Here is a 16,768-nt window from a genome sequence, read left to right as displayed (position 1 = left end):
AAGGCTGACGAGCCGCGGATGGGAGCCAACCCACCGCGGCTTATTCATAAGAGAAAGGCGGGCCATGGGTTTTCACTCTTTCCGATCCCCCTACGACTGGTCAAGGATTGACCCCTACCGGCGGGGTGCTGAGCAGTGCCCCGGCGGTCTGGTTGACCTCTCGGTGGGTTCGCCGGTGGATCCTGTGCCCAGGTCGGTCAAGGAGGCCTTGGCTGCGGCTGCGGATGATGGCCAGGCACGAGGATATCCAAAAACTACCGGTGACGGCCTTCTGAGGCAGGCCGCGACCGACTGGTTCCGTCGTCGCCGCGGGGTCGATCCGGATGCCATTGGCGCGGATCTGGTGCCCACGGTCGGGTCCAAGGAGGCGGTGGCACTCATGGCCTCCCTCCTGCATCTGGGACCGGGGGACCGGGTGGTGCAGCCGAGGGTATCCTATCCCACCTATGCCATCGGAACCCAGCTGGCCGGGGCCCAGGTGACGACCGTGGACGATCCTGCTGATACGGATTCATGGATGAATCTGCCTGGTGTGCGAGCAATATGGATCAATTCGCCAGGCAACCCCAGTGGGCGGATCATCGACCGAGCCGGGTTGGCCAAGATCGTGCGGGCGGCCCGTTCGATAGGGGCCACGGTCCTGAGCGACGAGTGCTATGCCCTGCTGGATTGGTCAGAGCCGGATCAAGTCGGGCGGAATGCGCAGATTCCCGCCTCGCCCTGCATCCTGGAATCGGAAGTTTGTGGCGGCGATGCCAGCGGGATACTCTGTCTGTACTCAATGAGCAAGCAGTCCAACATGGCCGGGTATAGGGCGGCCCTGGTGGCTGGCGATGCCCAACTGGTGAAGGCCATGACCGCCTACCGCAAGCAAGTGGGATTGATTGTGCCAGGCCCGGTGCAACGGGCCATGCGGGCCGCGCTGGAGGATGGCGAGGCTGTGAGGGTCCAGCGCAATATCTACGCCCGTCGCCTGCATGCCCTGGATGAAGCCCTCAGTTCTTACGGATACGATGCCGTCATGCCCCAGGGCGGCCTGTATATCTGGGCACCGGCCCGCTCGGGCGACTGTTGGGCCGATATGGCGGACCTGTCCCGCCTGGGTATTCTGGCCAGTCCAGGGGAGTTCTACGGGGATGGCCACTATCTACGATTTTCGTCAACCATCACTGACGAGCAGCTGGAGCTGGCCCTGGGGCGTCTGCGGAGCGCCGCTTAGAGGCCCATGCTGACTGAGCCCTTGCCGTAGCGGCTTCTGATGGAGTCCATGGTGGCCTCTGCCTGATCCAGGCGCTGGGACTCGCTGCCGGTGCGACGTTTGCTCTCGTGGATGATGTCTTCCAAGGAAGGCTGGATGGGAGTGTCCTCCACCCGGCTCAGACCGGATGCGCTGACACCGGCCAGACGGATCAGCCTGGGCAGGGGTGTGTCCATAGGCACGCCGTCGGGCAATCCCAGCATGGCCTTGAGCAGACCGACCGCTTGCGGATAGATGCGGTTGGCTGAGTTGACCGGGGTCTCCAGGGTGTGGGCCTTGGTCATATAGCGCAGATCATCGAAGCGCAGTTTGACGGTGATGGTCCGGGCGATCAGGTCGTGCGATCGCAGTCCGGTGGCGACCTCGTTGCTGCACACGCGCAGGAGGTCGCAGACCTGCTTCATGCTGGTGGTGTCGTGTAGAAAGGTGCGTTCCGCACCCAGGGACTTCTCCGGTGCCCGCGGTTGGACCGGATCGTCGTCCAGTCCGTGGGAGGCCTGTGCCAGTTTCCTGGCTGTAAGGTTCGAGCCCGTGGCCCGAGTCAGATCCCGCTCGCTCATGGTGGCCAGGTCGACCACGTCCTTGATGGCCCAGGCGTTGAGCCGCTTCTCCAGGGACGGTCCGATGCCGGGAATGCCACGCAGGGGCATCAGCTGGACGAACTCGGCCTGCCGGGCCCTGGGAATCAGCAGCATACCGTCGGGTTTGGCGTTGGTGGAGGCCATCTTGGCCACCAGCTTGTTGGTGGCGACGCCTACCGAGCAGGTTACGTGGAATTGACGTGCCACGCTGGCCCGGATCCACCGGGCGATGGCCGTGGGCATGCCCCAGCGGATGAGCGCCCCGGACACGTCCATGTAGCATTCGTCCACAGAGACCTGCTCGATCTGATCGGTGATTCGTGAGAAAACCGTATCAAATATCCGTCGTGAGATGCCTCGGTAATAGGCCATGTCAACCGGGAGGAAGACCCCTTGAGGGCACAGTCGTCTGGCGCGTGCCAGGGGCATGGCCGAGTTGATGCCGAAGGCCCTGGCCTCGTAGCTGGCCGCGGAGACCACAGAACGCCGTCCGGTGCCGATGATGACCGGCCGGCCTTGCAATTGCGGGTGTCGAGCGACTTCGCAGGAGGCGTAGAAGGCGTCCATGTCAATGTGCAGCACCGTGCAGCCGGTCTCGTCATGTCCCCAGTCCTTCTTGGCGGCTGCAAGCCTTGGTGCGGTACTCATGGCTCCATGATAGAAGGGGGTCCCGGAGGAAAATACGATAAATTATTCTCAGGCATCGATTCTTGGAGAAGGTTCGTTTTTATGGTTTTATCCATAAAAGTGAACAGTTCCGTGCCCTGCCTTGCCGCTTCCTGTCGCCCCGGCGAGTCAGGTCGGTCAATCATGGTATTCTATTGTTTTGTTCTCGAAACTCTGGGGCTAAGGTCCTGGTTCGGGAGCCTGCATGGAGACGTGCCTGAGTGGCCGAAAGGGGCACCCTGCTAAGGTGTTGACTGCGCAAGCGGTCCAGGAGTTCGAATCTCCTCGTCTCCGCCTGATGACCGGTGATCGTTGATCCTGCTCGATTGCCGGTCTTATTCATTATCAGTTCATTATCAGTCGGTGCTTGGCATGAGCCTGTCCGGCAGGGTGGACCAGGGCCAGGCAATGGCTGTATGGCTTGTCTTGGCTGTTATGAGGCAGACGAAGCCTTGTTGCCGGACAGAGGAATCAGCCTGCGGCCTTCGCCCAGTGTGCTGGGCTGGGCCCGGCCCTGCAGAAGATCATCCAGTCGGCCGTGAAAGGCCGGTACCGCTGCGGGCTCCAGGTCGTAGGTCAATCGGACCCTATCGGTGAACTCTTCGGTCTCCACGTGTCCTCCCGAGTTGCGGATCAGACGGCGGAGGGGTTCGTACTCTGGATAGTCCACAGCGATCGTGAAGCGCTGCGTCGGGAGCACGCGTGCCGATCTGGCCGCCTTGAGCGCCAGGGAGGCTGCCGAGGAGTAGGCGCGGATCAGTCCACCTGACCCTAGAAGAATCCCTCCGAAGTATCGGGTCACCGTCAGGACGCAGTCGGTCAGCCCCTGCCGGCGCATGACCTCAAGTATGGGCTTGCCGGCCGTTCCGGAGGGCTCCCCGTCATCGCTCATACGCTCGCTGGTGCGCCCCTCGGGTCCCCAGATCGCACAGTGGCACACGTGTCGGGCCTTGGGGTGTTGCAAGCGGACCTCCTGGACGAAGGCCATGGCCGCCTCCTGGTCCTCTACATGGCAGGCCTGGCCGATGAACTCGGACCTGCGCTCGGTCAGGGAGCCTGTGGCCGGTTTCTGCGGCGTATCCAGTATGGTGAGCAAATCGGCTTGCCTCCTATGACTATCGTCTCCTCGGTTCCTGCGTTATCTCCATGCTAGAGGGGATCCCGGGTCGAGCCCGTTATCAAGGAGACGACCTAAGCTGGCCCCATGACCAATCCCCAGGACCAACCGGAAACCGAATCACCGTCAGCCGGCAAGCCCCACGAGGCCCTGACCGTTTTCTACGAAAGGCTCAGGCACTCTACGGATACGGCCGAGCTGCATGAATTCGCCCGCAGTCCCCTGCCCGACAAGTCCGATCAGGCCGCCTTCTCCCGCTTTACGGCACTGCTGGAGGCCGTGGCCGGCAATGAGCACACGCCGGTGGAGGACAGGATCTACCTGGCACGGACCATGCCCTTCCCCAACATCCTGGTCAAGCTCTCCCAGGATTCCAGCGTGGAGGTCCGTCGGGCGGTGGCCGCCAACAAGGACGACAAGAACTGGTTGGCCGGTCTGCTCACCAAGGACGAGGATGCCGGAGTCAGGGCTGCAGCGTTGACCAATCCCATGACCTCCTGGAAGATGCGCCTGGAGGGCGCCCAGGACGAGCGTACCGATGCTGATACCTTGGACTTTCTGGGAGCTCTCGGCACTCGCGAGGAGCAAAATGCCCCCCATGTGCTGGCTGCCATGGTGCGCCGGGCCGTGGCCCTGAACCCCAACACCGGGCAGGCCACCCTTGATGCCCTGCGCAAGGACCCGGACGGGCAGGTGGCACGGGCGGCGGCCTCCCGCTGAGACCGGGGCCGACGCGAATTTTGACGAATGGCACTCAGGCGTTACAATAATGGATTGTTGTGTTTCCCTAAGGGGTCCTCAAAGCGCTTTTCCCACTCGCCGTCTAGGACTTTAAGGGAGCCCACGGAATACATGGCTTTCGGCCGGCATGGCAGCATGCGGCGCGGAGAGCCCGAAACACAATGCAAGGAAAAGGTTGAATCGTGAAGACTTTCACCCCGAAACCAGCCGATCTGACACATGACTGGTATATCGTCGACGCCTCCGGTGTGGTGCTGGGGCGTCTGGCAGCCCAGGTGGCCGATCTGCTGCGTGGCAAGAACAAGCCCACCTATGCGCCCTACGCCGACTCCGGCAACAACGTCATCGTCATCAACGCCTCCAAGATGGTGCTGACAGGCAACAAGAGCGACAAGGTGCTCTACACCCACTCCGGTCGCCCCGGCGGTCTGCGTCGCGACTCCTACGGGCAGTTGATGGAGCACAATCCCGAGCGCATCATCATGACGGCGGTCAAGGGCATGCTGCCCAAGAACAAACTGGCCAAGGTCCAGCTGACCAGGCTGCGGGTCTTCGCAGGCGAGGAGCATCCTCACACCTCCCAGCAGCCCATTGAGTACAAGATCCATCAGGTCGCCCAGCAGGCCAAGTAGGACCAGAGGAGATAATCATCATGGCTGACAACAACAACAGCTCCGCGGTTCTTGAGGCCGAGGAGACCAGCGCTTCCTACACTTCCGAGACCAACGCCGGTGCAGGCACCGGCACCTCCGCCATCGAGCCGGGCTATGGCACCGGCCGCCGCAAGGAGGCAGTCGCCCGCGTCCGTCTGATTCCGGGCTCCGGCAAGTGGAGCATCAACGGGCACACCCTGGAGGAGTACTTCCCCAGCAAGCTGCACCAGCGCGAGGTCAACTCGCCTATCGTGCTGCTCAAGCTCGAGAACAAGTTCGACGTGGTTGTGCGCGTCGAGGGCGGCGGTGTGACCGGCCAGGCCGGCGCAGTCCGTCTGGGCGTCGCACGCGCCCTGAACGCCATCGATCGGGACGCCAACCGTCCTGCCCTGAAGAAGGCCGGGTTCCTGACCCGTGACGCCCGCGTGGTGGAGCGCAAGAAGGCCGGTCTGCACAAGGCCCGTCGCGCCCCGCAGTTCTCCAAGCGCTGACGTTCGCGGTTTCCTTCATCCCCGAGGTTCTCATGGACCTTGGGGATTTTTCATGCTTGGATCCATGCCTGGACAGCCCAGTTCCAAGCGAACGACAAAGCGCACGTTGGGGTGCGGAAAATGACCAGGAAAACCACGAATTCCCACACGACACGCTTCAAGCGAACGTTCGCTCATCCTGGGGCTCAATGGTGCCCCCTTGGGTCTATATTGTGATTTTCGTCACGTTATGACGGATGTCTTTCGTGGACCGCCACGGTCTGGGACTGTATTAGACCTTCTGCCGGCCCTCATCGGCATCCGCGGAACATGAGGAGGGCCAATACCTTGGCTGGAACGCAGAAGCATAAGCATGACCATCAAGTGAAGGAGCCGACAGCTGGCAGGGAAGGCGGCCAGGCCGACGGCAGTGAGCTGGCCCGCATGGAGGTGGATGCCCTGGTCGTCCGCGCGCAGGCGGCTTTACGCGCTTTTGAGGAGCTCGACCAGAGCCAAGTGGATCGGATTGTGGCCAAGGCCTCGATTGCGGCCCTGAACAAGCATCTGTCCCTGGCTCAGATGGCCGTGGAGGAGACCGGACGCGGCCTGGTGGAAGACAAGGCCACCAAGAACATCTTCGCCTGCGAGCACGTGACCAACTACCTGGCCAGGCAGCGCACCGTGGGCATCATCAACGAGAACGATGTGGACGGCATCATCGAGGTGGCCGAGCCGGTGGGAGTCGTGGCCGGCGTGACTCCGGTCACCAACCCCACCTCGACTGCCATTTTCAAGTCGCTGCTGGCCCTGAAGACCCGCTGCCCCATCGTCTTCGGATTCCACCCCTACGCCCAGCGCTGTTCGGTGGAGGCGGCCCGGATCGTCCGTGATGCCGCCATCGAGGCAGGTGCTCCACAGGATTGCATCCAATGGATCGAGCACCCCTCAGTCGAAGCCACCGGCGCCCTGATGCAGCACCCCGGCGTGGCCACCATTCTGGCCACAGGAGGCACCGGCATGGTCAAGGCCGCCTACTCCTCGGGCAAGCCTGCCCTGGGCGTAGGAGCCGGCAATGCACCGGCATATGTGGACCGCAGGGTCAACGTTTCCCGGGCCGTCAACGACCTGATCCTGTCCAAGCATTTCGACTACGGCATGATCTGCGCCACAGAGCAGGCCATCATCGCCCATCAGGATGTGCATGACCGGGTGATCGAGGAGATGAAGCGGCGCAAGGCTTACTTCGTCAACCCTGAGGAGAAGGCCAAGCTGGAGGAGTACATGTTCGGCGTGCGGGCCCATGCCGGTGCCGAAGCACCCGCTCCCAGGCTCAACTCCGAGGTTCCGGGCAAGTCCCCCCAGTTCATCGCCAGTCAGGCTGGCTTCGAGATCCCCGAGGATGCGACCATCCTGGCCGCCGAATGCGACCGGGTCGGCCCCATGGAACCCCTGACCCTGGAGAAGCTGGCTCCGGTTCAGGCCGTGCTCAAGGCCAGCAACAAGGAGGAGGGCTTCACCCTCTGCGAGCAGATGCTGCGCTACGGCGCCGGGCACACAGCTGCCATCCACACCGACGATGAGAGGCTGGTGCGCGAGTACGGACAGCGTATGCACGCCTGCCGGATCGTCTGGAACCAGCCCAGCTCCCTGGGTGGCATCGGCGACATCTACAACGCCATCGCCCCCTCCCTGACCCTGGGTTGCGGCTCCTACGGCGGCAACTCGGTCTCGGGCAACGTCCAGGCGGTCAATCTGATCAACATCAAACGGATCGCGCGGAGGAACAACAACATGCAGTGGTTCAAGGTACCCCCCAAGACCTACTTCGAACCCAACTCCGTCCGCTACCTGCGTGACATGTTCGGCATCCGCCGGGCCGTCATCGTCTGCGACAAGGTCATGGAGCAGCTGGGGATCGTCGACAAGATCATCGATCAGCTGCGGGCCCGGCCCGAGCCGGTCACCTTCCGCATCATCGACTACGTGGAGCCGGAGCCCAGCGTTGAGACGGTGGAGCGCGGTGCGGCCATGATGCGCGATGAGTTCGGCCCCGACACCATCATCGCTGTGGGCGGCGGCAGCCCCATGGACGCAGCCAAGATCATGTGGCTGCTCTATGAGCACCCGGAGATCTCCTTTGCCGATGTTCGGGAGAAGTTCTTCGACATCCGCAAGCGGGCCTTCAAGATTCCGCCCCTGGGCACCAAGGCCAGGCTGGTCTGCATTCCCACCTCCTCGGGCACGGGTTCGGAGGTCACCCCATTCGCGGTCATCACCGACCACAGGACCGGATACAAGTACCCCATCACCGACTACGCCCTGACCCCCAGCGTGGCCATCGTGGATCCGGTTCTGGCCCGCACCCAGCCCAAGCAGCTGGCCTGCGACTCGGGCTTCGATGCCCTGACCCACTGCATGGAGGCCTTCGTCTCGGTCTACGCCAATGACTACACCGACGCCATGGCCCTGCATGCGGCCAAGCTGATCTGGGACAACCTGGAGCCTGCCGTGGGCACCGCCGGCGGCGAGACCAAGACCCGCGCCCAGGAGAAGATGCACAATGCGGCGACCATGGCAGGCATGGCCTTCGGTTCGGCCTTCCTGGGCATGTGCCACGGCATGGCGCATACCATCGGAGCCCTCTGTCATGTGGCCCATGGGCGCGCCAACTCCATCCTCCTGCCCTATGTGATTCGTTACAACGGACGGGTCCCGGACGAGCCGACCAGCTGGCCCAAGTACAGCGAGTATGTGGCCCCGGATCGCTACAGGCAGATGGCCCATGTACTGGGCATCGAATCCGCTACCCCCGAGGAGGGCGTGGAGCTCTTGGCCCGTGCCGTGGAATCCTACAGGGATGAGCGCCTGGGCATGGATGCCTCCTTCCAGGCTGCCGGAGTGGACGAGGACCTCTACTGGCGGTCCCTGGATCAGATCGGCATGCGCGCCTATGAGGACCAGTGCACGCCGGCCAACCCCCGCATTCCGCTGATTGAGGACATGAAGGACATCGCCGTGGCCGCCTACTATGGGGTCAGCCAGGAGGAGGGTCACCGGATGAGGGTTGCCCGCCAGGGCGAGGATGTGCTCCAGGAGGCCTCCCGCCGGTCCTGACAGGGCCGGAATTGAGCCGGGGGTTCCCCTGGAAGCGGCGCGACACGCCCGGATTCTTCTAGGGGAACCCTCGTGGTTTAATAAGAAAGTTGCCTGTTTTGGGCTCGCATTTTGTCAATCACAATAGCGGGTGCAGCGAGGAGTCCCATCCCCACGGGATTCTCCACGGCTGCGCATGGATCCGGCTGAGGCCTGTCGGGAGGAATGTCTCCTTGCGGCCGTCGTTCCGTGCCCTCGAAACAGACTGGGTAATCAGTTCATAGATCGCTAGAAAGGGCGGACGGCAATGGCGGGACAGAAAATCCGCATCAGGCTAAAGTCCTATGACCATGAGGTCATCGACCAATCGGCGAAGAAGATCGTCGAGACGGTGACGAACGCGGGCGCAACTGTGGTTGGCCCCGTTCCGCTGCCGACTGAGAAGAACGTGTATGTCGTCATCCGTTCTCCTCATAAGTACAAGGACTCCCGCGAGCACTTCGAGATGCGCACCCACAAGCGCCTGATCGACATCGTGGATCCCACGCCCAAGGCTGTGGATTCGCTGATGCACATCGATCTGCCGGCGGACGTCAACATTGAGATCAAGCTGTAGGGGAGGAGGAAACCGCATGGCTGAAGAGCAGAGGAACCGCAAGGCTCTCCTGGGCCGCAAGCTGGGCATGTCCCAGGTCTGGGACGAGAACGGCTTCTTCGTCCCGGTGACCCTGGTGGACGTGTCCACCAACGTGGTGACCGCGGTCAAGAACCAGGAGAAGGACGGCTACCAGGCCATCCAGATCGGCTACGGGCAGATCGACCCCACCAAGGTGACCAAGCCGCTGGCTGGACACTTCGCCAAGGCCGGAGTGACCCCGCGTCGTCACCTGGTCGAGGTCCGCACCGCCGATGCCGACAGCTATCAGCCCGGCCAGGAGCTGGGCCTGGACCTGCTGCCCGAGGGCAGCGAGGTCGATGTGACCGGCACCACCAAGGGCAAGGGCTTTGCCGGCACCATCAAGCGCTGGGGCTTCAAGTCCTACCGCCGCACCCACGGTTCGCACAAGAACGAGCGTCGTCCCGGTTCAGTGGGCGCCTGCGCAACCCCCAGCCGCATCCTCAAGGGCAAGCGGATGGCCGGCCGAATGGGTCACGACACCTCGACCGTCCAGAACCTGACCATCGTCTCCGCAGATGCCGAGAAGGGCGTCATCGCCATCAAGGGTGCCCTGCCCGGGCCCCGCGGCGCCATCGTCCTGGTTCGTTCGGCAGTGAAGGGAGCCTGAAACCATGGCTAAGTTGACTCTGAACATCACCGACGCCCAGGGCAAGAACACCGGGACCGTGGATGCACCCGAGCAGATCTTCGGCATTGCCGAGGAGGATGTCCGTTCACACGTGCCGCTGATCCACCAGGTGGTTGTCGCCCAGCTGGCTGCAGCCCGCCAGGGCACACACTCGGTCAAGACCCGGTCCACCGTCTCAGGCGGCGGCCGCAAGCCTTGGAAGCAGAAGGGCACTGGACGTGCCCGTCAGGGTTCCATCCGCGCTCCCCAGTGGACCGGTGGCGCCATTGTCCACGGCCCGCAGCCGCGCGATTACTCCCAGCGCACCCCCAAGAAGATGAAGGCCGCAGCCCTGCGCTACGTCCTGTCCGACCGGGTCAACGCCGGACGCGTGCACGTGGTCGACTTCGGCATTGGCGAGACTCCGTCCACCAAGGCAGCCAAGGCAGCCCTGCTGCCCCTTGTCGACAACAGATTCACCACCGTCGTGCTGTCCCGTGAGAACATCAACGAGTGGCTCTCCGTGAGGAACCTGCCCACCGTCCATGTCCTCTTCGCCGATCAGCTCAACACCTACGATGTGGTCACGGCCGAGGATGTCGTCTTCAGCAAGGATGGCTTCGATGCCTTCCTGGCTGCCAAGAGCGGCGTCAAGTCCGAGACCGTCAAGGAGGCCTGATTTTCATGGCAGCTATTCACAAGCCAGCACACGACATCATTCTGCGCCCGGTCGTCTCCGAGAAGAGCTACGCCAACTCGGACCGCGGCCAGTACACATTCGTGGTTGACCCTGATGCCAACAAGGTCGCCATCAAGCAGGCCATCGAGCAGATCTTCAACGTGAAGGTCACATCGGTAAACACCCTCAACCGCCAGGGCAAGCGGACCCGGACCCGTACGGGCTGGGGTCGTCGCGCCGCCGAGAAGCGCGCCATCGTCAAGGTGGCCGAGGGCCAGTCGATCGATGTCTTCGGTACCAACAACTGAAGGCTAGCCGAGAAAAGTTAAGGAAGAACTAGATTATGGCTATCCGTACATACAAGCCGACGACCGCGGGCCGTCGCAACGCCTCGGTTTCGGACTTCGCCGAAATCACGCGCTCCAAGCCCGAGAAGTCGCTGGTTCGCAAGCTGAGCAAGACCGGCGGACGCAACTCCTATGGCCGCGTCACCAGCCGCCACCGCGGCGGCGGACACAAGCGCCAGTACCGCCTCATCGACTTCCGTCGCTGGGACAAGGACGGCGTGCCCGCCAAGGTCGCTGAGATCGAATACGATCCCAACCGCTCGGCCCGTATCGCCCTTCTGCACTTTGCAGACGGCGAGAAGCGCTACATCATCGCCCCGCAGGGCATCAAGCAGGGTGACGTCATCGAGACCGGTCCCCAGGCCGACATCAAGCCCGGCAACAACCTGCCCCTGCGCAACATCCCCACCGGCACCATCGTCCACGCCATTGAGCTGCGGCCCCTGGGCGGCGCCAAGATCGCCCGCTCGGCCGGTGCTGCCGTCCAGTTGGTGGCCAAGGACGGGGCCTACGCCCAGCTGCGTATGCCCTCCGGCGAAATTCGTAACGTCGACTCCCGTTGCCGCGCAACGGTGGGCGAGGTCGGCAACAACGACCACGCCAACGTCCAGCTCGGCAAGGCGGGACGTGCCCGCTGGATGGGACGCAGGCCCATCACCCGTGGTGAATCCATGAACCCGGTCGACCACCCGCATGGTGGACGCACTCGTGGCGGCAAGCCGCCAGTGTCCCCCTGGGGCAAGGGCGAGGTCCGCACCCGCAGGCCCAAGAAGGCCTCCAACAAGATGATCGTGCGTCGTCGTCCAAATGGTAAGAACCGCAAGTAAGGGAGTGTCGGAAAGATGACTCGTAGCATCAAGAAGGGCCCATTCGTCGACGCCCACTTGCAGAAGAAAGTCGACGAGCAGAACGAGAAGGGTACCAAGAACGTCATCAAGACCTGGTCCCGTCGTTCCATGATCACCCCGGACTTCATCGGGCACACTTTCGCTGTGCACGATGGCCGCAAGCATGTCCCGGTCTTCGTAACCGAGGCCATGGTCGGCCACAAGCTCGGCGAATTCGCCCCCACCCGGACCTTCAGGGGTCACGTGAAGGACGACAAGAAAGCACGCCGCTGAGGCGAGGGAGAGTAGAGACACATGGAAGCTAAGGCAATTGCACGTCACGTTCGCGTGACGCCTCGCAAGGCTCGCCGCGTCGTCGACCTCATCCGAGGCAAGCAGGCGACCGAGGCCGTGACCATTCTGAAGTTCGCCCCCCAGGACGCGGCCGTTCCGGTCCGCAAGTGCCTGGAGAGCGCCATCGCCAACGCGCGCGTCAAGGCGGACAAGGCCAACCAGCCCTTCCGCGAGAACGAGCTGATGGTCCGAGAGACCTACGTGGACGAGGGAACCACCCTGAAGCGGTTCCGCGCCCGCGCCCAGGGTCGTGCGGCCCGCATCAACAAGCGGACCAGCCACATCACCGTCGTGGTGGCCGACAAGGAAGGAGCCCGATAATGGGGCAGAAGATCAACCCGTTTGGGTACCGACTCGGCATCACCGAGGAGCACCGCAGCAAGTGGTACTCCGATTCCAACAAGGCGGGGGAGCGCTACAGCGACTTCGTGCTTGAGGACGACAAGATCCGCAAGGAGATGAACAAGGACCTGGAGCGCGCAGGCGTCTCCAAGATCGTCATCGAGCGGACCCGCGACCGTGTGCGCGTCGACATTCACACCGCCCGGCCGGGTATCGTCATCGGCCGTCGCGGAGCCGAGGCCGAGCGCGTGCGCGCCAAGCTGGAGAAGATCACCGGCAAGCAGGTCCAGCTGAACATCTTCGAGGTCAAGAACGCCTCCATCGATGCCCAGCTTGTTGCTCAGGGCATCGCCGAGCAGCTGACCAACCGCGTCACCTTCCGCCGGGCCATGCGCAAGGCTCAGCAGGATGCCATGCGGGCCGGCGCCAAGGGCATCAGAATCAAGCTGTCCGGTCGTCTGGGCGGAGCCGAGATGAGCCGTTCGGAGTTCTACCGTGAGGGCCGTGTGCCCCTGCAGACTCTGCGCGCCCTGATTGACTACGGCTTCTTCGAGGCCAGGACCACCTACGGCCGCATCGGCGTCAAGGTCTGGATCTACAAGGGCGACATGACCGAGCGCCAGTTCGAGGAGCAGCAGGCTCAGCAGAACAACCGCCCCGGTCGGCGCGGCGATCGTCGTCCCCGTCGTGGCGTCCGTCCTTCCGAGGGACGCACCCGCCGCGAGCAGGATGCAGCCAAGCAGAACAGCGGTGTGGCCGCGCCGCCGGCGGCGGCCCAGGAGCATACCGCCTCGGCACCCGTCGCAACCGAAGCAAAGGAGTGAGCCGTGCTTATCCCAAAGAGGACTAAATACCGCAAGCAGCATCGTCCGGGTCGTTCGGGCATGTCCAAGGGCGGCAACGAGATCGCTTTCGGCGATTACGGCATTCAGGCCCTGGCTCCGGCTTACCTGACCAACCGTCAGATCGAGGCGGCCCGTATCGCCATGACCCGGTACATCAAGCGTGGTGGCCGCGTCTGGATCACGGTCTTCCCGGATCGTCCCCTGACCAAGCATGCCCTGGGATCCCGAATGGGTTCCGGCAAGGGTGCGCCCGAGTTCTGGGTGGCCAATGTCCGTCCCGGCCGGGTGCTTTTCGAGATCGGCGGCGTGAGCGAGGATGTGGCCCGCGAGGCCCTTCGCCGCGCCACTGACAAGCTTCCCATGAAGTGCCGGATTATTGCACGTGAAGGCGGTGACATCTGATGTCAGTCGGAACAGCCGAGTATTCCATCAAGAATCTGAATGAAAAGACCAATGCGGAGATCGAGGATTTCCTGAAGAAGTCCAAGGAAGAGCTGTTCAACCTGCGCTTCCAGTCGGCCACCGGTCAGCTGGAGAACACCTCCCGCCTCAAGGCCGTCAAGCACGACATCGCCAGGATGTACACCGTCCTGCGTGAGCGCGAGCTGGGCATCAGCCAGGAGCCCGCCGAAGCAAAGGCCGAGAGCAAAGCTGAGGAGAAGTAAGCATGGCTGACAAGCAGGAGCGCAACTTCCGCAAGGTTCGCAGCGGCTACGTCGTGTCCGACAAGATGGACAAGACCATCACCGTTGAGCTGGAGCAGCGTTCGACCCACCCCCTGTACGGCAAGGTCGTCCGCAGCAACCGCAAGGTCAAGGCCCATGATGAGAAGAACGAGGCCCATGTGGGCGACTTCGTGAGTATCATGGAGACCCGTCCTCTGAGCAAGACCAAGCGCTGGCGTCTCGACTCCATCGTCGAGCGCGCCAAGTAACAAGTTCGGCCAGGCTCCGCATTTCATCCCGCCTGGTGCGGGGTGTCTGCGGAGAACCAGCGCGGCTAAGGAGAATCAATGATTCAGCAGGAATCGCGGCTTCAGGTCGCCGACAACACGGGTGCCAAGGAGATCCTGGCCATCCGCGTGCTCGGCGGGTCGAAGCGACGCTATGCCGGCATTGGCGACGTGATCGTCGCCACCGTCAAGGATGCCATTCCCGGCGGGTCGGTCAAGAAGGGCGAGGTCGTCAAGGCGGTCGTCGTCCGTACGGTCAAGGAGCATCGTCGTCACGACGGCTCCTACATCAAGTTCGACGAGAACGCGGCGGTCATCCTCGGCACCGGTCGTGAGCCCCGCGGCACTCGTATCTTCGGACCGGTCGGTCGTGAGCTGCGCGACAAGCGCTTCATGAAGATCGTGTCCCTGGCACCGGAGGTGATCTGAAGTGGTAGCCAAGATCAAGACAGGCGACCAGGTCAAGGTCATCCGCGGCAAGGATCGCGGCAAGGAGGGCAAGGTCCTGCGGATTCTGCCCAACGACCGCCTGATCGTCGAGGGTATCCAGATCGTCAAGAAGCATGTGCGGGCCACCCAGCAGGGTCAGGAGTCGGGCATCGTCCCGACCGAGGCGCCCATCCATCGCTCCAACGTGATGGTCATCGACCCGGAGACCAAGAAGCCGACCCGCATCGGCGTGAACATCAAGGAGGAGGCGCGTAACGGCAAAGTCAAGGTCGTGCGCACCCGCTTCGCCAAGAAGTCAGGCAAGGAGCTGTCATGAGCGATACCACCGTTGAAGCACCGGCAGTCCCTCGTTTGCTGCAGCAGTACCGCGAGAGCATCGTGCCCGAGCTGGAGAAGGAGTTCAAGTTCTCCAACCCCATGCAGGTGCCCAGGATCGAAAAGGTCGTGGTCTCCATGGGCGTGGGTGCCGCGGCACGCGACTCCAAGCTGATCGAGGGCGCGGTCAAGGACCTGACGGCCATCACCGGCCAGAAGCCCAAGATCACCAAGGCCAAGAAGTCCGTGGCGCAGTTCCACCTGCGTGAGGGACAGGCCATCGGCGCCTTCGCCACCCTGCGCGGCGTGCGTATGTGGGAGTTCCTGGATCGTCTGCTGACCCTGGCTCTGCCCCGCATCCGCGACTTCCGCGGCATCAGCGACCGTCAGTTCGACGGCCAGGGCAACTACAACTTCGGTCTCACGGAGCAGTCCATGTTCCACGAGATCGATCCTGATCAGATCGATCACCAGCGTGGTATGGATATCACCGTGGTGACCTCCACCAAGAACGATCAGGAGGCCCGGGCGCTGCTCAAGCAGCTGGGCTTCCCCTTCAAGGAGAACTGATATGGCAAAAACCGCTCTGAGAAACAAGGCGGCACGCAAGCCGAAGTTCAAGGTGCGTGGATACACGCGCTGCCAGGTCTGCGGTCGTCCTCATTCCGTCTATCGCAAGTTCGGCCTGTGCCGCATCTGCCTTCGCGAGAAGGCCCATCGCGGCGAGCTGCCGGGTGTGACGAAGTCCAGTTGGTAAAGATCGACGCTGAAGGTCCGCGGTCGCGGCAGATTGCTGCCCGGCGGCGGAAACCACGGCGAGGAAGGGCATAAGCCCACATGACAATGACAGATCCCATCGCAGACATGCTGACACGTCTGCGTAATGCGAGTGCGGCCAAGCATGAAACAGTCGACATGCCGTACTCCAAGTTCAAGGCGAACATCGCGCAGATCCTCAAGCGCGAAGGTTTCATCGCCGATTACCGCGCCAAGGAGGCGCGGGTCGGGCAGGATCTGGAGATCACGCTCAAGTACGGCCCCGATGGACGCCAGTCCATTCAGGGAATCAAGCGCGTCTCCAAGCCCGGTCTGCGCCGGTACGCCAAGTCGGATTCCCTGCCCATGCCCTTGGGCGGGCTGGGAATCGCCATCATCTCGACCAGCTCGGGACTGATGACCCAGAAGGAATGCCTCGACAGGGGCATCGGCGGCGAAATCGTCGCCTACGTATGGTGAGAAAGGAGAGCTGAACATGGCATCGCATATCGGTAAGCTCCCCATCGCTGTTCCGGCAGGTGTGGAGGTGGCCTTCAAGGGCCAGGAATTCACCGCCAAGGGCCCCAAGGGCTCTGACGGATACACGCTGCCTGAAGGCATCACCGGCAAGGTCGAGGGCAATCAGATCATCATGACCCCCGCCGACGAGGACCGCACCACCAAGGCCAAGCATGGACTGAGCCGCTCCATCGTGGCTTCCATGGTCGAAGGCGTCTCCAAGGGCTACAGCAAGCACCTGCAGATTGTCGGCACCGGCTACCGCGTGGTCGCCAAAGGCAAGTCCCTGGAGTTCTCGCTGGGCTATTCGCACACCATCACTGTCGACCCCCCGGAGGGCATCACCTTCGAGACGCCGAACGCCAATGAAGTGGTCGTCACCGGCATCGACAAGCAGGCCGTCGGCCAGGCTGCGGCCAACATCCGCGCCCTGCGTGCTCCCGAGCCCTACAAGGGCAAGGGCATCAAGTACACCGACGAGCACATCCTGCGCAAGGCTGGAAAGGCTGGTAAGTGA

The 16,768-nt window shown here is 62.9% G+C and carries 24 protein-coding genes and 1 tRNA gene; 23 read left to right on the top strand and 2 right to left on the bottom strand.

Going from position 1 to position 16,768, the window contains the following annotated elements; translation table 11 throughout:
• Nucleotides 1–64 precede the first annotated feature (64 nt).
• Nucleotides 65–1,219, top strand: a complete 1,155-nt coding sequence (dapC, locus tag JF70_RS06615) for a succinyldiaminopimelate transaminase (protein ID WP_045935720.1) — start codon at nt 65–67, stop codon at nt 1,217–1,219.
• Here the strand turns inward: dapC and dinB are convergent.
• On the bottom strand, nt 1,216–2,487 hold the full coding sequence (dinB, locus tag JF70_RS06610) for a DNA polymerase IV (protein ID WP_045935719.1): 1,272 nt from the start codon (nt 2,485–2,487) through the stop codon (nt 1,216–1,218). The two genes, dapC and dinB, sit on opposite strands and share 4 nt — an antisense overlap.
• A 225-nt stretch (nt 2,488–2,712) precedes the next feature.
• Between dinB and JF70_RS06605 the strand changes: the two genes are divergently transcribed.
• Nucleotides 2,713–2,799 (top strand) — tRNA-Ser (locus tag JF70_RS06605).
• 139 nt (nt 2,800–2,938) lie between these two features.
• Here the strand turns inward: JF70_RS06605 and JF70_RS06600 are convergent.
• Nucleotides 2,939–3,601, bottom strand: a complete 663-nt coding sequence (locus JF70_RS06600; protein ID WP_045935718.1) for an IMPACT family protein — start codon at nt 3,599–3,601, stop codon at nt 2,939–2,941.
• Between the two features lie 108 nt (nt 3,602–3,709).
• On the opposite strand from JF70_RS06600, the gene JF70_RS06595 reads away from it, so the two are divergent.
• The 21 genes from JF70_RS06595 (at nt 3,710) to rplF (ending at nt 16,768) form a co-directional block, all read left to right on the top strand.
• Entirely contained in the window at nt 3,710–4,342 is a 633-nt protein-coding gene (locus JF70_RS06595) for an AbrB family transcriptional regulator (protein ID WP_045935717.1), read from the top strand.
• A 203-nt stretch (nt 4,343–4,545) separates the two neighbouring features.
• Nucleotides 4,546–4,995 carry a 50S ribosomal protein L13 gene (rplM, locus tag JF70_RS06590; RefSeq protein ID WP_045935716.1) on the top strand — a complete coding sequence of 150 codons (450 nt, stop codon included), beginning with the start codon at nt 4,546–4,548 and terminating at the stop codon, nt 4,993–4,995.
• Between the two features lie 20 nt (nt 4,996–5,015).
• A complete protein-coding gene (gene rpsI, locus JF70_RS06585) occupies nt 5,016–5,507 on the top strand; it encodes a 30S ribosomal protein S9 (protein WP_015022361.1) in 492 nt (163 codons plus the stop codon).
• 309 nt (nt 5,508–5,816) lie between these two features.
• On the top strand, nt 5,817–8,600 hold the full coding sequence (adhE, locus tag JF70_RS06580) for a bifunctional acetaldehyde-CoA/alcohol dehydrogenase (RefSeq protein ID WP_156149628.1): 2,784 nt from the start codon (nt 5,817–5,819) through the stop codon (nt 8,598–8,600).
• 286 nt (nt 8,601–8,886) lie between these two features.
• Nucleotides 8,887–9,195 (top strand): 30S ribosomal protein S10, encoded by a 309-nt coding sequence (gene rpsJ / locus JF70_RS06575; RefSeq protein WP_006295278.1) that lies wholly within the window; start codon nt 8,887–8,889, stop codon nt 9,193–9,195.
• A gap of 16 nt (nt 9,196–9,211) precedes the next feature.
• Nucleotides 9,212–9,865 (top strand): 50S ribosomal protein L3, encoded by a 654-nt coding sequence (gene rplC, locus JF70_RS06570; protein ID WP_015022359.1) that lies wholly within the window; start codon nt 9,212–9,214, stop codon nt 9,863–9,865.
• A 4-nt stretch (nt 9,866–9,869) separates the two neighbouring features.
• Nucleotides 9,870–10,544, top strand: coding sequence for a 50S ribosomal protein L4 (gene rplD / locus JF70_RS06565; protein ID WP_045935715.1), 675 nt, complete (start codon nt 9,870–9,872; stop codon nt 10,542–10,544).
• A gap of 5 nt (nt 10,545–10,549) precedes the next feature.
• A complete protein-coding gene (gene rplW, locus JF70_RS06560; protein ID WP_015022357.1) occupies nt 10,550–10,852 on the top strand; it encodes a 50S ribosomal protein L23 in 303 nt (100 codons plus the stop codon).
• Nucleotides 10,853–10,887: 35 nt separating this feature from the next.
• Complete coding sequence (rplB, locus tag JF70_RS06555; protein WP_015022356.1) at nt 10,888–11,718, top strand: 50S ribosomal protein L2; 831 nt, start codon at nt 10,888–10,890, stop codon at nt 11,716–11,718.
• A 15-nt stretch (nt 11,719–11,733) separates the two neighbouring features.
• Nucleotides 11,734–12,012, top strand: a complete 279-nt coding sequence (gene rpsS, locus JF70_RS06550; protein ID WP_015022355.1) for a 30S ribosomal protein S19 — start codon at nt 11,734–11,736, stop codon at nt 12,010–12,012.
• 21 nt (nt 12,013–12,033) lie between these two features.
• The gene (gene rplV / locus JF70_RS06545; protein ID WP_024626790.1) at nt 12,034–12,393 is read left to right on the top strand and encodes a 50S ribosomal protein L22; all 360 of its coding nucleotides are present in this window, start codon (nt 12,034–12,036) and stop codon (nt 12,391–12,393) included.
• Entirely contained in the window at nt 12,393–13,238 is an 846-nt protein-coding gene (gene rpsC, locus JF70_RS06540; RefSeq protein WP_045935714.1) for a 30S ribosomal protein S3, read from the top strand. Before rplV ends, rpsC begins: the two co-directional genes overlap by 1 nt.
• Nucleotides 13,239–13,241: 3 nt before the next feature.
• The gene (gene rplP, locus JF70_RS06535) at nt 13,242–13,661 is read left to right on the top strand and encodes a 50S ribosomal protein L16 (protein ID WP_015022352.1); all 420 of its coding nucleotides are present in this window, start codon (nt 13,242–13,244) and stop codon (nt 13,659–13,661) included.
• On the top strand, nt 13,661–13,924 hold the full coding sequence (gene rpmC / locus JF70_RS06530; RefSeq protein ID WP_015022351.1) for a 50S ribosomal protein L29: 264 nt from the start codon (nt 13,661–13,663) through the stop codon (nt 13,922–13,924). The genes rplP and rpmC overlap by 1 nt, the downstream gene beginning before the upstream one ends.
• 2 nt (nt 13,925–13,926) lie before the next feature.
• Nucleotides 13,927–14,193: a 30S ribosomal protein S17 gene (gene rpsQ / locus JF70_RS06525; RefSeq protein ID WP_015022350.1), complete on the top strand. Its 267-nt coding sequence runs from the start codon at nt 13,927–13,929 to the stop codon at nt 14,191–14,193.
• Nucleotides 14,194–14,271: 78 nt separating this feature from the next.
• Nucleotides 14,272–14,640, top strand: coding sequence for a 50S ribosomal protein L14 (rplN, locus tag JF70_RS06520; protein ID WP_015022349.1), 369 nt, complete (start codon nt 14,272–14,274; stop codon nt 14,638–14,640).
• Between the two features lies 1 nt (nt 14,641).
• A complete protein-coding gene (rplX, locus tag JF70_RS06515) occupies nt 14,642–14,977 on the top strand; it encodes a 50S ribosomal protein L24 (protein WP_045935713.1) in 336 nt (111 codons plus the stop codon).
• Nucleotides 14,974–15,546 carry a 50S ribosomal protein L5 gene (gene rplE, locus JF70_RS06510; RefSeq protein WP_024626788.1) on the top strand — a complete coding sequence of 191 codons (573 nt, stop codon included), beginning with the start codon at nt 14,974–14,976 and terminating at the stop codon, nt 15,544–15,546. The genes rplX and rplE overlap by 4 nt, the downstream gene beginning before the upstream one ends.
• Nucleotide 15,547: 1 nt before the next feature.
• Nucleotides 15,548–15,733 carry a type Z 30S ribosomal protein S14 gene (locus JF70_RS06505; RefSeq protein ID WP_015022346.1) on the top strand — a complete coding sequence of 62 codons (186 nt, stop codon included), beginning with the start codon at nt 15,548–15,550 and terminating at the stop codon, nt 15,731–15,733.
• Between the two features lie 80 nt (nt 15,734–15,813).
• The gene (rpsH, locus tag JF70_RS06500; RefSeq protein WP_024626787.1) at nt 15,814–16,212 is read left to right on the top strand and encodes a 30S ribosomal protein S8; all 399 of its coding nucleotides are present in this window, start codon (nt 15,814–15,816) and stop codon (nt 16,210–16,212) included.
• A gap of 16 nt (nt 16,213–16,228) precedes the next feature.
• Nucleotides 16,229–16,768, top strand: coding sequence for a 50S ribosomal protein L6 (rplF, locus tag JF70_RS06495; protein ID WP_045935712.1), 540 nt, complete (start codon nt 16,229–16,231; stop codon nt 16,766–16,768).

Origin of the sequence: Bifidobacterium mellis, from assembly GCF_000967265.1 — a bacterium.
Taxonomy (GTDB): Bacteria; Actinomycetota; Actinomycetes; order Actinomycetales; family Bifidobacteriaceae; genus Bombiscardovia; species Bombiscardovia mellis.
The sequence above is the reverse complement of the archived record's forward strand: the minus strand, read 5'-3'. Positions and strand labels throughout refer to the sequence as shown.

Excerpts from the sequence above, each read along its gene's own strand:
- dapC (WP_045935720.1), top strand. The coding sequence starts at position 65 with ATGGGTTTTCACTCTTTCCGATCCCCCTACGACTGGTCAAGGATTGAC.
- dinB (WP_045935719.1), bottom strand. The coding sequence starts at position 2,487 with ATGAGTACCGCACCAAGGCTTGCAGCCGCCAAGAAGGACTGGGGACAT.
- JF70_RS06595 (WP_045935717.1), top strand. The coding sequence starts at position 3,710 with ATGACCAATCCCCAGGACCAACCGGAAACCGAATCACCGTCAGCCGGC.
- rpsI (WP_015022361.1), top strand. The coding sequence starts at position 5,016 with ATGGCTGACAACAACAACAGCTCCGCGGTTCTTGAGGCCGAGGAGACC.
- adhE (WP_156149628.1), top strand. The coding sequence starts at position 5,817 with ATGAGGAGGGCCAATACCTTGGCTGGAACGCAGAAGCATAAGCATGAC.
- rpsJ (WP_006295278.1), top strand. The coding sequence starts at position 8,887 with ATGGCGGGACAGAAAATCCGCATCAGGCTAAAGTCCTATGACCATGAG.
- rplC (WP_015022359.1), top strand. The coding sequence starts at position 9,212 with ATGGCTGAAGAGCAGAGGAACCGCAAGGCTCTCCTGGGCCGCAAGCTG.
- rplD (WP_045935715.1), top strand. The coding sequence starts at position 9,870 with ATGGCTAAGTTGACTCTGAACATCACCGACGCCCAGGGCAAGAACACC.
- rplW (WP_015022357.1), top strand. The coding sequence starts at position 10,550 with ATGGCAGCTATTCACAAGCCAGCACACGACATCATTCTGCGCCCGGTC.
- rplB (WP_015022356.1), top strand. The coding sequence starts at position 10,888 with ATGGCTATCCGTACATACAAGCCGACGACCGCGGGCCGTCGCAACGCC.
- rpsS (WP_015022355.1), top strand. The coding sequence starts at position 11,734 with ATGACTCGTAGCATCAAGAAGGGCCCATTCGTCGACGCCCACTTGCAG.
- rplV (WP_024626790.1), top strand. The coding sequence starts at position 12,034 with ATGGAAGCTAAGGCAATTGCACGTCACGTTCGCGTGACGCCTCGCAAG.
- rpsC (WP_045935714.1), top strand. The coding sequence starts at position 12,393 with ATGGGGCAGAAGATCAACCCGTTTGGGTACCGACTCGGCATCACCGAG.
- rpmC (WP_015022351.1), top strand. The coding sequence starts at position 13,661 with ATGTCAGTCGGAACAGCCGAGTATTCCATCAAGAATCTGAATGAAAAG.
- rpsQ (WP_015022350.1), top strand. The coding sequence starts at position 13,927 with ATGGCTGACAAGCAGGAGCGCAACTTCCGCAAGGTTCGCAGCGGCTAC.
- rplN (WP_015022349.1), top strand. The coding sequence starts at position 14,272 with ATGATTCAGCAGGAATCGCGGCTTCAGGTCGCCGACAACACGGGTGCC.
- rplE (WP_024626788.1), top strand. The coding sequence starts at position 14,974 with ATGAGCGATACCACCGTTGAAGCACCGGCAGTCCCTCGTTTGCTGCAG.
- JF70_RS06505 (WP_015022346.1), top strand. The coding sequence starts at position 15,548 with ATGGCAAAAACCGCTCTGAGAAACAAGGCGGCACGCAAGCCGAAGTTC.
- rpsH (WP_024626787.1), top strand. The coding sequence starts at position 15,814 with ATGACAATGACAGATCCCATCGCAGACATGCTGACACGTCTGCGTAAT.
- rplF (WP_045935712.1), top strand. The coding sequence starts at position 16,229 with ATGGCATCGCATATCGGTAAGCTCCCCATCGCTGTTCCGGCAGGTGTG.